Annotated in this window: 10 protein-coding genes; 9 read left to right on the forward strand and 1 reads right to left on the reverse strand. The window is 69.6% G+C overall.

Going from position 1 to position 15,512, the window contains the following annotated elements:
* Positions 1 to 203 precede the first annotated feature (203 nt).
* Both ACFYNU_RS36170 and ACFYNU_RS36175 read left to right on the forward strand, forming a co-directional pair.
* Positions 204 to 5,438, forward strand: a complete 5,235-nt coding sequence (locus tag ACFYNU_RS36170; RefSeq protein WP_356597191.1) for a caspase family protein — start codon at positions 204 to 206, stop codon at positions 5,436 to 5,438.
* The gene (locus tag ACFYNU_RS36175) at positions 5,435 to 6,304 is read left to right on the forward strand and encodes a hypothetical protein (RefSeq protein ID WP_356597189.1); all 870 of its coding nucleotides are present in this window, start codon (positions 5,435 to 5,437) and stop codon (positions 6,302 to 6,304) included. The genes ACFYNU_RS36170 and ACFYNU_RS36175 overlap by 4 nt, the downstream gene beginning before the upstream one ends.
* A 273-nt stretch (positions 6,305 to 6,577) precedes the next feature.
* Here ACFYNU_RS36175 and ACFYNU_RS36180 read toward each other — a convergent pair whose 3' ends face one another.
* The gene (locus ACFYNU_RS36180) at positions 6,578 to 7,168 is read right to left on the reverse strand and encodes a hypothetical protein (protein WP_356597187.1); all 591 of its coding nucleotides are present in this window, start codon (positions 7,166 to 7,168) and stop codon (positions 6,578 to 6,580) included.
* A gap of 272 nt (positions 7,169 to 7,440) precedes the next feature.
* On the opposite strand from ACFYNU_RS36180, the gene hemL reads away from it, so the two are divergent.
* The 7 genes from hemL to ccsB all read left to right on the forward strand — a co-directional run bounded on the left by hemL (position 7,441) and on the right by ccsB (position 15,392).
* Entirely contained in the window at positions 7,441 to 8,769 is a 1,329-nt protein-coding gene (hemL, locus tag ACFYNU_RS36185) for a glutamate-1-semialdehyde 2,1-aminomutase (protein ID WP_356597185.1), read from the forward strand.
* Positions 8,766 to 9,443, forward strand: a complete 678-nt coding sequence (locus ACFYNU_RS36190) for a histidine phosphatase family protein (RefSeq protein ID WP_356597183.1) — start codon at positions 8,766 to 8,768, stop codon at positions 9,441 to 9,443. Before hemL ends, ACFYNU_RS36190 begins: the two co-directional genes overlap by 4 nt.
* Before the next feature lie 158 nt (positions 9,444 to 9,601).
* Complete coding sequence (locus ACFYNU_RS36195; protein WP_356597181.1) at positions 9,602 to 10,855, forward strand: hypothetical protein; 1,254 nt, start codon at positions 9,602 to 9,604, stop codon at positions 10,853 to 10,855.
* A 168-nt stretch (positions 10,856 to 11,023) separates the two neighbouring features.
* Positions 11,024 to 11,653 (forward strand): TlpA disulfide reductase family protein, encoded by a 630-nt coding sequence (locus ACFYNU_RS36200; protein WP_356597179.1) that lies wholly within the window; start codon positions 11,024 to 11,026, stop codon positions 11,651 to 11,653.
* 40 nt (positions 11,654 to 11,693) lie between these two features.
* Positions 11,694 to 12,464 carry a cytochrome c biogenesis CcdA family protein gene (locus tag ACFYNU_RS36205; protein WP_356597199.1) on the forward strand — a complete coding sequence of 257 codons (771 nt, stop codon included), beginning with the start codon at positions 11,694 to 11,696 and terminating at the stop codon, positions 12,462 to 12,464.
* A 4-nt stretch (positions 12,465 to 12,468) separates the two neighbouring features.
* On the forward strand, positions 12,469 to 14,298 hold the full coding sequence (locus ACFYNU_RS36210; protein WP_356597177.1) for a cytochrome c biogenesis protein ResB: 1,830 nt from the start codon (positions 12,469 to 12,471) through the stop codon (positions 14,296 to 14,298).
* On the forward strand, positions 14,295 to 15,392 hold the full coding sequence (gene ccsB, locus ACFYNU_RS36215) for a c-type cytochrome biogenesis protein CcsB (RefSeq protein ID WP_356597175.1): 1,098 nt from the start codon (positions 14,295 to 14,297) through the stop codon (positions 15,390 to 15,392). The genes ACFYNU_RS36210 and ccsB overlap by 4 nt, the downstream gene beginning before the upstream one ends.
* Positions 15,393 to 15,512: the final 120 nt, after the last annotated feature.

Here is a 15,512-nt window from a genome sequence, read left to right on the forward strand (position 1 = left end):
CGTCGCCGAGACAAATGCGTCATCGTGGTGACCCACAGCCAAACCCTCGCGGCAAACTCGGACCGCACCCTGACGCTCCGCAAGGGCAAGATCACGCCGGAACGTAACCGGCTTGCCCCACAAGGTTGTTGACCCACACGTATCGCCCGTCTTCTCGCTACAGTCTTCGCAGGTTCGGTGACACTGAGCAGTGAGGCGGTTGAGTGAGTCGGCGGTACCTCATAGCCCTCGGCAGCGGTCGATACCGCCATCTGCCCGAGGAAGAACAACTGCCCTCCGTCTCCGGGGACGTTCGCGCGATCGCGGCCCTCTTCGGCTCTTTCGGGTACGAGTCGGTGCTGCCGGGTCTCGGCGAGTACGACGGCGCCGAACAGATCCGCCAGAAGCTTTCGCACTGGTCGGAAGATACCGCTCTGACCAGCGACGACGTGGTGGTCGTGTACTTCGCCGGGCACGGCGCCGTGGCGGAACGCGACCGTCATCACCTGCTCTGCTGGGATTCACGTGACGAGGACCTCGCGACCACGGCCCTGGCCACCGAGGACCTCGTGCGCATCCTCTGCCGGGGCAACCTCCGGCACCTGCTGCTGATCCTCGACACGTGCGCGGCCGGCGCGGGCGGGGCGGAGGCGTCCGCGGTCGCGCTGCGGACGATCGCGTACCGCAACGCGCACGCCGACTCCACCGGGCTCTGGTTCCTCGCCTCCGCCCGCCGCAAGGACATCGCCGAGGACGGCGCGTTCGTCGCCGCCCTCGGCGAGGCGGTGGGGACGACGACGGGACGGACCGGTCAGCGACAGCAGTACCTCGACCTCACCGAACTGGTGAAGGCGATCAACGAGCGCTTCGAGGGCGAAGGACGGGGCCAGCGCGCCGAGTTGGCGAGCGGACTCGTCACCGGGCTGGCCCCCTTCCTGCCGAACGCCGGATACGAGGAGGAACTGCCGCCCCTCGGCACCGACCTCGAAGTGCAGCGCCGGGTGGTCGCGCGGGACCTCACCGAACACTTCGGACCACGCTCGCGCGGTGTGGAGTTCGAGTCGGAGCAGGGCCTGTACTTCAGCGGCCGGGTGCGCGTCCTGTCCGAACTCGTGGCCTGGCTGACCGCCGAGGTCGGGGACGGCCGGGGGCGCGTCGTCACCGGCAGTCCGGGGTGCGGGAAGTCCGCGGTCCTCGGGCGGATCGTCGCGCTGTCGGACGGCCCGTACCGTTCACGGCTCGACCTCGCCGGTGTCGTGCCCGAGACCGTGGTCCCTCCGGGATGCGTGACGGCGGCCGTGCACGCCCGCCACAAGCGGTTGGAGGAGGTCGTGGAACGCCTCGCCACCGCCCTCGACGTACAGGCGGACGGCGCCGCCGCGCTGCTCCAGGAACTCACCCGACGCGGTCGTCAGGGGCCGCCGCTGATCATCGTCGTGGACGCGGTGGACGAGGCGGGGTCGGACACCGCCGCGGACGCGGGCGGCCACGGCGAGCCGCGCAGGATCACCCGGGAACTGCTGCGCCCGATGTCGGAGATCCAGGGCGTACGGCTCCTGGTGGGGACCCGCCACGAGTTGGTCGCGCCCCTCGGGCCCACCTTCCTCTGCATGGATCTGGACCGGCCCGAGTACCGCGCCGGTGTGGACGATGTCGCCGGTTACGTCACACGGGTGCTGCTCGCCACGGAGGAGGCCGACGTACGCACTCCCTACCGGGGCCGCCGCGAGCTCGCCAGGCTCGTCGCGAGAGGCGTCGCCGAGAAGGCCGCGGGGGTCTATCTCTACGCGAGGACCACCGCGCGCACCCTGCGGTCGGACCTGACCGCGGTGGACGTCGGCCGGCCCGGCTGGGCGGAGACGCTGCCCAGCGAGATCGGCGAGGCGTTCGACGACTACCTGGCCCGCTTCGGTCCCGACGAGCCCCGGGTGCGGCGCATGCTGCTCGCCCTCGCCTTCTCCGAGGGAAAGGGACTGCCCCGGGGGCTGGTCTGGACGGCGCTGAGTTCGGTGATCTCGGGGATTCCCTGTACGGAGGAGGACGTCTCCTGGGTCTTGGACGTCGCCGAGGCGTACATCGCCGAAGTCATCGACGACGACCGGCGTTCCGCCTACCGGCTCTACCACAAGGCGCTGGCCGAGCATTTGCGCGCGACCGCCGACCGCCCGCCGGAAGACATCCAGCGGTCGGTCGTCGAAGCCCTCAAGTCCCTCGTCCCGACAGCGTCGGACGGACGCCTCGACTGGTTCCTGGCCGTTCCGTACGTACGTCAGCACATGGCCACGCACGCGGCGGCGGCGGGAGTGCTCGCCGGGCTCGTCGAGGATCCTGGCTTTCTGCTCGCCGGCGAACGCCTCTCCCTGCTCGGCGCGTTCGCGTCGATCGAGGGCGAGGGCCCCAGGCGGATCCGCGGCTCGTACGAGCAGGTGGCGCACCGCCTGACGAGCGACCGCGCCATGGGGGAGCGGGCCGCCGATCTACAGCTGTCGGCCCGCCGCTGCGGGGCCGACCAACTGGCCGACCGTATCGGCGAACTGGGTGTCGCGTTGCCTTGGTCGGCGCGCTGGGCCTGGTGGTCGACCAGCGGGGTGCACAGGCTGCTCGGCGGTCACGGCAAGTCGGTCGGCTGCGTCGCGGTCGGGAGCCTCGACGGGCGGCCCATCGCGGTGACGGGAAGCGCCGACGGAACGGCCCTCGTGTGGGACCTCACGTCCCAGCGGCGGATCGGCGAACCGCTGTCCGTGGGCATCGCCGTGAGCGCCGTGACCATCGGCGACCTGGGCGACTACACCGTCGCCCTCACCGGTGCGGAGGACGGCACCGTACGGATCTGGGACCTGTCGGCGGGTCAGGAGTACGGACGACCGTTGACGGGGCATACCAACCGGGTCGAGAGCATCACCGTAGGAGACGTCCAAGGGCGCCCGGTGGTGCTGACGGCGAGCGCCGACGGCACGGCGCGCATCTGGGATCTCGTCGGCAGGGAACAGCTCGGCGGTGAACTGAGCGCGCACAGAAGAACGGTCTGGGACGCCGATCTGGGCGAGCTCGACGGCCGTCCCGTCGCGGTCACCGGCGGTGAGGACAAAGCCGTCTACGTCTGGGACCTGAGCGAGGTCTTCAACGGTGGTGACGCGCGTGTCGACGGGACCCCGCTCATCGGCCCGGCACAAGCGGTCACCTCCGTGTGCGTGGCACAGCTGGACGGCAGGGCCGTGGCACTCGTCGGAGACCGGGCCGGAATGCTCAGCCGGTGGGATCTGGCCGACCGCCGTCAGATCGGCGAACCGGTCGCGGCTCATGTCTACTGGAACACCAGCGGGGTCACTTCGGCCGTGATCGGGGAATCCGACGGTCGTCCGGTGGCGCTGAGCAGTGGACGGTACGAGGCACGCCTATGGGATCCGCGTACCCTTCAGCCACTCGGACATCCGCTGCGCGGTCACGTCGAGCGCATCACCGCGGCGGCGCTCACCGACCGCGGAGACGCCTCCCTGGCGGTCACCGTCAGCGACGACCGCACCGCGCGTATCTGGGATCTGACAGCTGATCAGCCCGACGAGGGCCACACCCGCCCGGTGTGTGCCACGGCGTTCGCCGAGTTCCAGGGGCGCCCGCTGATCGTCACCGGAGGAGAGGACTCCACCGCACGGCTCTGGGACTTGAGGACGCGGACACCGGCCGGCAGTCCCATGGAGGGACATTCCGGTGAGGTCTCCGCCGTGGCTCTTGGCCTCTCGGGAGGACGGGCGGTGGTCGCGACGGGCGGGTCCGACACCACTGTCCGACTCTGGGACCCGTTCCGGGGCGCCGCCCTGGCCCCGCCGCTGACGGGGCACACCAACGCGGTGCGCTGTGTGGTGTTCGGCGAGCTGGGCGGTGCGGTGGTCGTCGTCAGCGGTGCCGAGGACGGTACGGTCCGGCTCTGGGACGCGGTCTCCGGAGAGGTGGTCGGTCACCCACTGGTGGGGCACATCGGCGGCGTCTCCCACCTCGCTGTTAGGCGTGTCGGCCGCGGACTGGAGATCGTTCTCGCGACGACGTCGGACCACGCGTACGTGTGGCACCTGACCGGTCGTGGGGCGGACTGGCCGACCGAACCTCACGCGCACTTCAACGTGGAGGATCTCACCCCCGCGGCGTTGGCGGTCGGCGTGGGGTTCCACGGGACACGGCCGGTGGTGCTCTCCAAGTTCGAGGGCAACAGCGTTCATCTGCACGATGTCGTGAGCCGATCGGCCGTCGGCGGTCCGTTTCTCGGGCACACGGAATTCGTGTTGGCGGGAGCCCTCGGCCGGATCGGCAGGAACGCGGTCGTCGCGACCATGGGCTACGACAACACCGTCCGGATCTGGGATCTGGAGACAGCCACACCGGTGGGGGAGCCGTTGGAAGGCTTCACCGCGGGCCGGCGGACGCTGCGCGCGGCGCCGCTGTTCGCCCAGGTCGACGGCGCACCGGTGATGGTGGTCGTGACCTCACGGGATGTGCGGGTCTGGGACGCGGTCGCCACACGTCCCCACGGAGAGCCGCTGTGTGGCGAGGACCGGAACCTGTTGTCGGTCGACATCCTTCAGCCGTCGGACGGCCGCGCGATCGTCGTCACGGGAGCCGACAACGGTGTTGCCCGCACACATGATCTCGAGGACGGACACCAGGTGGCGGCACACCTCACCTCGGTGGCACAGTGGATGACCGACTCGGCGGCCGTTCAACTGGACGGTGACAGCCTGCTGGTGCGCAGCAACTGGATGGACGCCGAGGTCTGGAGCCTCGGCTCCCGAAGGCGTATCGGCAGACGGTCGGGGACTTCCAGCCGCGCCTGCCTACAGTCCGTTGACGGCAGGGCCGTTGTGGTGTCGGTCGCGGGTGACTACGCGCTCCACGCCTGGGATCTGCATACACAGGCCCCTGTATGTCCCCCGATGAGCGGCCACACGGCCGACGTGACGACGCTGCGCACGGCGCTGATCGACGGTGTCCCGATCGTGGCGAGCGCCTCCCGTGACGGGACGGTACGGCTGTGGGACATCACCACGGGCAGCCAGTACGCCGATCCTCTCGGCGGCCATGAGATGGGTGTGTACGGCCTGGAGATCGCGCGCCTGGACGGCCGGGACGTCGTCATCTCCGGAGCGGGCGACGGCCGTCTGCGCTTCTGGGACCTGGCCGACGGACAGGACACCGGAGTGGAACTCGCGCCCTTTCCCTCGGCGGTCCGGGCGATCCGCGCCGCGGACGTCCACGGCACACCCGTCACCGTCGCGGCCGACCGCTACGGACTCATGCGCGTACGGGAGATGGACTCCTCCGTATGGACGGCCGAACTCGACATCGGCAGTGGGATCAACGGCATCGCGCTCGACGGTGACGGCCGGGTCTGCGTGGCCGCCGACATGGGAGTGGTCGCGCTCCGGCTCAATCCGTCCCGACCCGCGAAGGAAAGAGGCGCCCGGTGACCCGTGTGGTCCTCGTCCACGGCATCGCCCAGGAGATGAAGGGCCCCGAGACACTGCTCGCGGACTGGTATCCGGCGCTGAGCGACGGTCTCGCTCTGGCGGCCGGCCCCCCGGTGGCCCGCGACGACGTCTCCATGGCCTTCTACGGTGACCTGTTCCGCCCCGCCGGTCATCGGGGGCTCGGTACACCGGAGTTGGACGCGTCCGACGTTCAGGACGGCATCGAGCGCGAACTGCTGCTCCAGTGGTGGCAGTCCGCCGCCGCTCTGGACACACGCGTCGCGGGCCCGGACGCCCAGGCCCGACTGCGTACGCCCCTCCTCGTACAGCGAGCCCTGAACGCGCTCAGCCACTCGTCCTTCTTCGCCGGCCTCAGCGAACGCATGATGATCTCCAGCGCCCGGCAGGTACGCCGCTACTTCACCGAGCCCGCTGTCCGCACCGCGATCCAGGCCAGGATCGCCGCGCGCGTCACCCCCGGGACCAAGGTGATCGTGGCCCACTCGCTCGGGACGGTCGCGGCCTACGAGGCGCTGCACGCCCTGGCCGACCCCCCGCGCCTGACACTGGTGACGCTGGGCTCCCCCTTGGCCATCCGCAACCTCGTCTTCGAACGCCTGCTGCCCCGACCCTCCGACGGCCTCGCGCGCTGGCCGACCCCGGTCGAACGCTGGACCAACATCGCGGACACGGGTGATGTCGTGGCGCTGACAAAGGAGTTGGCGCCGTTGTTCGGAGATCGTCTACGCGATGTACGAGTCCACAACGGCGCCCGCGCCCACGACGTACGCCCGTACCTCACGGCTCGTGAGACGGGCGAGGCGATTGCCGAGGCACTGGGGACGGACGCTGTGGGACCCCGGTGACGGCTGGTCCGACGCGGGGTCCGGCTGCGTGGGTTCTCCGGAGGTGTTACCAGCCGTGCTCTGCCGGAGAGCAGGAACTCGATGGGTACGCCGTCGAGTTGCCGCACGACGGGCGTCGAGACCGGACAGTCTGGTGAACCGACCGGCCGCGTCTGGCCAATTCCCTGGTCAGGGCGTGGACGGTGGTGGTCTTCCCGACGCGGGCGTCCGGAAGGTGCCAAGGGCGCCCACCCGGGCGGGCGCCCGTACCCCACGGAACCGAACCTCAGCCGCTCACGGCCACACCAAGCAGTACGGCTGATGCCCCGCCTCATGCAACCGATGGCTGAAGTCCTGCCACTCGTGGAGCAGTTGGTAGACGTTGAACGCGTCCCGGGGGCCGCCCCGGTCCGGGACCGTCGACCAGATGAAGGCCGCCGCTCCCACCGATTCCTCGCCGATGCCGCGCAGCGGGTCCACCACCGTCATCGGGAGCTTCACCACCGCGTAGTCCGGGTGCAGCACCACCAGTTCGAGCGGGGGGACCTTGTTCAGGGGCATGCCCTGGATGCCCGTGAGGACCATTGCGGCTATCGTCTCGGGCTTGATCTTGGTGAACATGCCGCCCATGCCCAGCTCGTCGCCGCCCAGTTCCTCCGGGCGCATCGAGATCGGGACGCGGGCCGCCGTGGCGCCGTCCGGCGCGCCGAAGTATTTGTAGGTCACCCCCACCCGGCCGCTCCCGCTTCCCGGAGGCCGGCTGTCGTTCCTGCCGGGGGGAGGCTGCGCGCGGGCCTCTCGCTCGCGGCGCCGGTGTTTCCCCCGCCGGGCAGGGTCGGGCCCGAGGTCATCGGTCCCCTCGCCCAGTCCGCCACCGCGATGCATATCTCCACCCGACCACTCGCAGCCCCGGCCGCGCAACCCGATCATCGTGACAGTGACCTCCCCCACGAACGACCGGTGAAACACCTGTCCGCAGATACTTCGAAGGCTCTGACACCATGGATTGCGTGAGCTTCCCCTATGACGCCCCAGTTTCGCAGACGCGGGGGCGTTGACGCCCTTATGTAATACGAGGAGACCGCGCGCCCCGCTCATCGGTGGCCGAGATCCTTCGTCCCCGGCCACCCGACCCCGAATCGCAGATCAGGACCAAAGTGTCGTATTCATACGAAGCCCCCGTATCGCAGGCGCTTTTCGACCGTGCGTCGACCGTGACGCCCGGCGGCGTGAATTCTCCCGTCCGTGCCTTCCGGGCCGTGGGCGGTACGCCCCGGTTCATGGTGTCCGGTGACGGTCCGTACCTCACCGACGCCGACGGGCGCGAGTACGTCGACCTCGTGTGCTCCTGGGGGCCGATGATCCTCGGCCACTCGCGGCCCGAGGTCATCGAGGCCGTCCAGGCCGCCGTCGCCCGGGGCACGTCCTTCGGGACGCCCGGTGAGGGCGAGGTCGCGCTCGCCGAGGAGATCGTCGCCCGGGTCGCGCCCGTCGAGCAGGTACGGCTCGTGTCGTCCGGCACCGAGGCCACCATGTCCGCGATCCGGCTGGCGCGCGGGTTCACCGGGCGGGCGAAGATCGTGAAGTTCGCCGGGTGTTACCACGGGCACGTCGACGCGCTGCTCGCCGCCGCCGGGTCCGGTGTGGCCACGTTCGGGCTGCCCGACACGCCCGGGGTGACCGGCGCGCAGGCCGGGGACACCGTCGTACTGCCGTACAACGACCTTCAGGCCGTACGGGACGCCTTCGCCGCGCACCCCGGGGAGATCGCCTGTGTGATCACCGAGGCGTCGCCCGGGAACATGGGCGTCGTGCCGCCGCGTGACGGGTTCAACGCCGGGCTCAAGGAGCTGTGCGCCGCGAACGGCGCCCTGTACATCTCCGACGAGGTGATGACCGGATTCCGTACGTCGAAGGCCGGCTGGTACGGCATCGACGGTGTCGCGCCCGACCTGATGACCTTCGGCAAGGTCATGGGCGGCGGATTCCCCGCGGCTGCCTTCGGCGGCCGTGCCGACGTCATGGCGCACCTCGCCCCCGCCGGGCCCGTCTACCAGGCCGGCACGCTCTCCGGGAACCCCGTCGCCACCGCCGCCGGGCTCGCGCAGCTGCGGCTGCTCGACGACGCGGCGTACGCGAAGGTCGACGCCGTGTCGGCCGAGATCCGCGGGCTGGTGACCGACGCCCTCGGTAAGGAGGGTGTCGCGCACCGGGTGCAGACGGCGGGCAACATGTTCTCCGTCTTCTTCACCGCCGACGAGGTCCGCGACTACGACGACGCCAAGCGGCAGGAAGCGTTCCGCTTCACCGGCTTCTTCCACTCCATGCTCGCCGACGGTGTGTATCTGCCGCCGTCCGCCTTCGAATCCTGGTTCGTCTCCACCGCCCACGACGACCGCGCCGTCGAGCGAATCGCCGCCGCCCTGCCGGCCGCCGCCCGCGCGGCGGCGGAGGCGACAGCGCCCGAGAGCGGGGTGCGGTCATGAGCGCCGAGACCACCGTCGTCCACGTCGTACGGCACGGGGAGGTCCACAACCCCGACGGCGTCCTCTACGGGCGCCGCGACGGCTACCACCTCTCCGAGCTCGGCCGGCGGATGGCCGACCGCGTCGCCGAGCACCTGGCGGACCGCGACATCACCTATGTCGTCGCCTCCCCGCTGGAGCGCGCCCAGGAGACCGCGACGCCCGTCGCCAAGTCCCACGGGCTGACCCTGCACACCGACGACCGCCTCATCGAGGCCGCGAACGTCTTCGAGGGCAAGACCTTTGGCGTCGGCGACGGCGCGCTGCGCTCGCCCGCCAACTGGCGTTATCTCACCAACCCGTTCCGGCCCTCCTGGGGCGAGGCGTACGTCGACCAGGTCGCCCGCATGGAGTCCGCCCTGGCCGCCGCGCGCGACGCGGCCCTCGGGCACGAGGCCGTGTGCGTCAGCCATCAGCTGCCGATCTGGATCGTGCGCAGCCACTTCGAGCGCCGCAGGCTCTGGCACGACCCGCGGCGCCGGGAGTGCACGCTCGCGTCTTTGACGACGTTCACGTACGAGGGCGAGAAACTGATCTCCGTCGCCTATTCGGAACCGGCCCGTGATCTCGTACCCGCGCATCTGCTCGCCGGTGCCAAACCGGTGAAGGGCGCGTCGAAAGCCTTCGGAGCGTAGTCGGCCAATCGCCCACGGTTCAGCGGGAAATGTCACATCTGCTGTTACAGGCCGATGCTTTACCTATTCCTGGAACCTGTGAGTTCCCTATGCCCTCTAACGTGTTGTCGTCCGCATGACCGGCGGACGTTACATGAGCGAGTGCGGATGGGACCGATATGCGCGACATGAGCCGAAGGAGCCTGCTCGGAGCCGGAATTGGGGCGGCTGCCGCAATCGGAATCGCGGGCTGCGGCACGCACACGGGTGCGTCGGGAAATGCCGCCGGGAACAGTGGTGGTGCCGGGAGCGCGGGCGGGGACAGGCCCAGCGGCAAGGCGAGTGAGAAGAACGTGCGGCTGATCGGTGATGGTTCGACGGCCGACACCGGAAAGCAGCCGCACCAGCCGCCCAAGCCCGTCCCGCTGGAGCCGGGCGAGACCCCGCCGCAGTTCGTGATCTTCTCGTGGGACGGCGCGGGCGAGGTGGGCAACGGCCTCTTCCCGCGCTTCCTCGACCTCGCCAAGGAGCACGGCGCGGCGATGACGTTCTTCCTCTCCGGCATCTACGCGCTGCCGGAGTCGAAGAAGACGCTCTACCGCCCGCCGGGCAACGCCGTCGGCGCCTCCGACATCGGCTACCTCACCGACGCGCACATCAAGGACACGCTGAAGTACATACGCCAGGCCTGGCTCGAAGGCCATGAGATAGGCACCCACTTCAACGGCCACTTCTGCGCCGGGTCCGGCTCCGTCGGCAACTGGTCGACCAAGCAGTGGCGCGACGAGACCGAGCAGGCGATCCGCTTCGTCACCGAGTGGAAGACGAACAGCGGCTGGAAGGACCTCGATCCGCTGCCGTTCGACTACCGCAAGGAGCTGGTCGGCGGCCGTACGCCGTGCCTGCTCGGCCAGGACAATCTGCTGCCCATGGCGCGCAAGATGGGCTGGCGCTACGACGCCAGTTCGCCCGGCGGCCGGCAGATGTGGCCGGTCAAGCGGCAGGACGTATGGGATCTGCCGTTGCAGGCCGTGCCGTTCCCCGGGCATTCCTTCGAGGTGCTTTCGATGGACTACAACATGCTCGCCAATCAGTCGAAGAATTCGACAAAGGGCGTTCCTTCGAATTACCCGGGCTGGCGCAAGCAGGCCACCGAGGCGTATCTCTCCGGATTCCGGCGCGCCTACGAGTCGAATCGCGCGCCCTTCTTCATAGGGAACCATTTCGAGGAGTGGAACGGCGGCATATACATGGACGCGGTCGAAGAAGCGCTCAAGGGGATGGCCGACAAGAAGGACGTACGGCTCGTCTCCTTCCGGCAGTTCACGGACTGGCTCGACGTCCAGGACCCGGCGGTGCTCGACAAACTCCGTACGCTGGAGGTTGGTCAGTCCCCGGCGGGCGGCTGGAACACCTTCCTCAAGGCCGCGTAAGCGCCGTAACGCACGGGACGGCGGCGGCCCGGACCGGGCCGCCGACAGGACACCGAAGAGGACACCGACAGGACACCGAAGTGGTCGCCGAAGGGGCGTCGACAAGGCGTTCTCCGGGAGCGAGGGGGGCGAAGAAGATCCCTGAATGGCCCATGCGAAACTTTTCACATGAACCTTGGCCGAGCCCCTCGAAGCCGCTCGAACCGACGCCCACGCGCCGTCCTTCCGGCCGTCGTCGCGTCGGCGGCCATGCTCACCCTCGCGGCGTGCGGCGGTGGCGCCACGTCCGGCGGCGGCGGTGACACCAACTTCGTGACGAACACCGGCGGGGTGCAGACCGTCGCCAAGGGCGAGCGCAAGGCGGTCAACAAGATCGCCGGTGAGACGCTCGACGGCAAGCAGCTCGACGTGGCCGACCTCAAGGGCAAGGTCGTCGTGCTGAACGTCTGGGGCTCCTGGTGCGGGCCCTGCCGCGCCGAGGCGCCGTACTTCGCCAAGGTCGCCAAGGAAACCGAGGCCAAGGGCCAGGACATCGCCTTCGTCGGGCTGAACGCCCGCGACGCCAACAAGGGCGCGGCCATAGCCTTCGAGAAGGACTACGGCGTCGCGTACCCGAGCATCTACGACCCGACGAGCAAGCTCATCGTCAACGGTTTCCCGAAGGGCAGCCTCAATCCGCAGGCCATCCCCTCCACGATCGTGCTCGACCGGGACGGCAAGATCGCGGCCCGCTCGCTCAAGGCGCTCGACGACAAGAAGCTGCGCGAGATGATCGACCCGCTGATCGCGGAGAAGTGATCCCGTGGAGGTTCTCGCCGCCGCGTCCGCCGCGTCCGCCATGCCCCTCGCCGCCGCGTCCGCCGTGCCCGGTATGAACGAGACCGTCTTCGACGGGGCGCTGATGATCGCGCTGCCGATCGCCCTGCTGGGCGGTCTGGTCTCGTTCTTCTCGCCGTGCGTGCTGCCCCTCGTACCCGGCTATCTCAGTTACGTCACCGGTATCAGCGGCACCGACCTCGGCGACGCGCGGCGCGGGCGGATGGTCACCGGCGCGGTGCTCTTCATCACGGGCTTCACCGCGGTCTTCGTCTCCGGCGGCGCGCTCTTCGGCTACTTCGGCAACACCCTCCAGGACAACCGGGCGGTCATCTCCCGGATCCTCGGGGTGCTCATGATCGCGATGGGCGTGTTCTTCATGGGGCTGCTGCCCTGGCTCACGCAGCGCGAGTTCCGCCTCCACAAGAAGCCGGTGTCGGGGCTGGTCGGCGCGCCGCTGCTGGGCGCGATGTTCGGCGTCGGCTGGACACCGTGCATCGGCCCGACCCTCACCTCGGTGAACATGCTGGCCTTCGACCAGGCGACCGCGGGGCGAGGGGCCATACTGACCGTCGCGTACTGCGTCGGACTCGGCGTGCCCTTCGTGCTCGCCGCCGTGGCGTTCCGCAAGGCGCTGGGGCTGTTCGGCTGGGTCAAGCGCCACTACGTGTGGGTGATGCGGACCGGCGGCGTGATGATGATCGCGACCGGGGTGCTGCTGGTGACCGGCGTGTGGGACAGCATCATGCAAGACATGCAGACGTGGACCAACGGCTTCACGGTGGGGATCTAGTTCCATGAGCAAGACAGAGACGACAGCCGCCGAATCGGAAGCCGGGAGCGGCGAGAGCGGCGAGAGCGCGGCGAGTACACCCGAGGCACGTGAGGCCCGCGAACTCGGCGCCGCCGGGTCGCAGCTCTCCACCGCCCCCCGCGAGGAGTCCGCCATCGGCGGACCCAGTCTCGGCCCGCTCGGCTGGATCCGCTGGTTCTGGCGTCAGCTCACCTCGATGCGCGTGGCGCTGATCCTGCTCTTCCTGCTGTCGCTCGCCGCGATCCCCGGCTCGCTCATCCCGCAGAACAGCGTCGACGAGCTGAAGGTCCAGACGTTCCAGGAGAAGCACGAGACGGTCACGCCGATCTACGACAAGCTCCAGCTGTTCGACGTCTACAGCTCGGTGTGGTTCTCGGCGATCTATCTGCTCCTCTTCATCTCGCTCATCGGCTGCATCGTGCCGCGGACGTGGCAGTTCGTCGGGCAGCTGCGCGGTCGTCCGCCGGGCGCCCCGAGGCGGCTGGACAGGCTTCCCGCGTACACGACCTGGCGTACGACGGCCGAGCCGGCGGAGGCCCGCGAGGCCGCGCTCGCCATGCTCAAGCGGCGGCGCTTTCGCGCGCACACCGTCGGGGACGCGGTCGCCGCCGAGAAGGGCTACCTGCGCGAGGCCGGCAATCTGCTCTTCCACATCGCGCTGATCGTGATGCTGGTGGCCTTCGCCACCGGGCAGCTGTTCAAGTCCGAGGGCGGCAAGCTGATCCTGGAGGGTGACGGCTTCTCCAACACCCTCACCCAGTACGACGACTTCAAGTCCGGCTCGATGTACGACACCGACGACCTGGAACCGTTCAGCTTCACCCTCGACAAGTTCATCGGCACCTTCGAGCGCAACGGACCACAGGTCGGCACGGCCCGCGAGTTCGAGGCCCATGTCTCGTACACCACGGACGGGGGCGCCACGGAGCGCAAGTCGGTCATCGAGGTCAACGAACCCCTGGAGGTCAAGGGTTCGAAGGTCTATCTGATCGGTCACGGGTACGCCCCCGTCCTCACCGTCCGCGACGGCAAGGGCAAGGTCGTCTTCAAGGGCGCGACGCCGCTCCTGCCGATCGACAACAACATCACCTCGACCGGTGCGATCAAGGTGATGGACGGCTACCGCGACAAGAACGGCAAGAAGCAGCAGCTCGGCTTCAACGCCTTCTTCGTGCCGACGTTCGCGGGCAAGGGCAACGGCAACATGTTCTCCCAGTTCCCCGAGCTGGACTATCCCGTGCTGGCGCTCACCGGCTACCAGGGCAGCCTCGGCGTCGACTCCGGTCTGCCGCAGAACGTGTACCAGCTGGACACCAGCAAGATGAAGCAGTTCAAGGACGCCGACGGCAACAAGCTCGCGCAGCGGCTGCTGCCCGGCGAGACGATGAAGCTGCCGAACGGCGCCGGCTCGGTGACCTTCGAGAAGGACATCAAGGAGTGGGCGACCTTCCAGGTCTCGCAGCAGCCCGGCAACGGGCTCGCCCTCACCGGCGCGATCGGCGCCGTCCTCGGGCTCGTGGGCTCGCTCTTCATCCAGCGGCGCCGGGTTTGGGTCCGCGCGGTGCCGGGCGCCGACGGTGTCACCGTCGTGGAGATGGCCGGTCTCGGGCGCAGCGAGTCGGCGAAGCTCCCCGAGGAGTTGGGCGACCTGGCGCTGACGCTCAACGCCGAGGCGCCGACGGCACCGGCGGCCCCCGCCGCCCCCGCCGCACCCGCGACACCGGACGCAGCACCGGAAGCGGCACCCGAAGAAGCGAACGAGACAACCCCCGCCACACCTACCGGAGAGCCTGTCGAAGGGGCTGAGAAGTGATCCTCGCCGCCACCACCAACGAGAACTTGGCGAACACCGCCAATGTGCTGGTCTATTCGTCCATGGCCATCTACACCCTGGCCTTCTTCGCCCATATCGTCGAATGGGTCCTGGGCAGCCGCAGCAAGGTCGGCCGTACCGCCGCCGCGCTGACCGGCGCGGGTGCGGCGGCCACGGCCACGGCCTCGGTCGAGGTGCGCACGGCGGAGAAGGAGAACGGCGGCGGCACCGCCGTCCTGGACCGGCCCAAGGTCATCACGCGCTCGGCGGCCGGGCGCCGCGACGTGCCCGACGGCCCCGGCGCGGCCGGCGGCACGTTCAAGGGCGACCTCTACGGACGTATCGCCGTCTCCATGACCGCGCTCGGCTTCCTGCTCGAAGCGGCGGGCGTCATCAGCCGCGCGATGGCGGTGCAGCGGGCGCCGTGGGGGAACATGTACGAGTTCTCCACCACCTTCTCCACGGTGGCGGTCGGCACGTACCTCGCCTTCCTCCTCACGAAGAAGAACGTCCGCTGGATCGGACTGCCGCTGGTCACCACGGTCCTGCTCAACCTGGGCATCGCGACGACGGTGCTCTACACCGACAGCGACCAACTGGTCCCGGCCCTGCACTCGTACTGGCTCTGGATCCACGTCTCCACCGCGATCTTCTGCGGCGCGGTCTTCTACCTCGGCGCCGTGGGCACGCTCTTCTACCTGCTGCGTGACGTGTACGAGTCCAAGGTCGCCCGGGGTGTCACCGTCGGCCGCGCGTGGGCCTCCATCATGGAGCGCCTGCCCGCCGCCGCCACGCTCGACAAGTTCTCGTACCGCGTGAACGCCGCCGTCTTCCCGCTCTGGACCTTCACGATCATCGCGGGCGCGATCTGGGCCGGCGACGCCTGGGGCCGCTACTGGGGCTGGGACCCCAAGGAGGTCTGGTCCTTCATCACCTGGGTCGCCTACGCCTGTTATCTGCACGCGCGCGCCACGGCGGGCTGGAAGGGCCGCAAGGCGGCGACGCTGGCGCTGGTCGCCTTCGGCTGCTGGCTGTTCAACTACTACGGCGTCAACATCTTCGTCACCGGAAAGCACTCGTACGCGGGCGTGTGACGCCCGTACGGAACGACAGAGCGGCGGGGGGGGGGGGGGGGGGGGGGGGGGGGGGGGGGGGGGGGGGGGGGGGGGGGGGGGGGGGGGGGGGGGGGGGGGGGGGGGGGGGGGGGGGGGGGG

Source organism: Streptomyces sp. NPDC006643 (genome assembly GCF_042870175.1).
In the GTDB taxonomy this organism is placed as follows: Bacteria; Actinomycetota; Actinomycetes; order Streptomycetales; family Streptomycetaceae; genus Streptomyces.

What these genes read in the sequence shown, in the direction of transcription:
- ACFYNU_RS36180 (WP_356597187.1), bottom strand. Translation starts at nt 7,168, where the DNA reads ATGCATCGCGGTGGCGGACTGGGCGAGGGGACCGATGACCTCGGGCCC.
- ACFYNU_RS36190 (WP_356597183.1), top strand. Translation starts at nt 8,766, where the DNA reads ATGAGCGCCGAGACCACCGTCGTCCACGTCGTACGGCACGGGGAGGTC.
- ACFYNU_RS36195 (WP_356597181.1), top strand. Translation starts at nt 9,602, where the DNA reads ATGCGCGACATGAGCCGAAGGAGCCTGCTCGGAGCCGGAATTGGGGCG.
- ACFYNU_RS36200 (WP_356597179.1), top strand. Translation starts at nt 11,024, where the DNA reads ATGAACCTTGGCCGAGCCCCTCGAAGCCGCTCGAACCGACGCCCACGC.
- ACFYNU_RS36205 (WP_356597199.1), top strand. Translation starts at nt 11,694, where the DNA reads ATGCCCCTCGCCGCCGCGTCCGCCGTGCCCGGTATGAACGAGACCGTC.
- ACFYNU_RS36210 (WP_356597177.1), top strand. Translation starts at nt 12,469, where the DNA reads ATGAGCAAGACAGAGACGACAGCCGCCGAATCGGAAGCCGGGAGCGGC.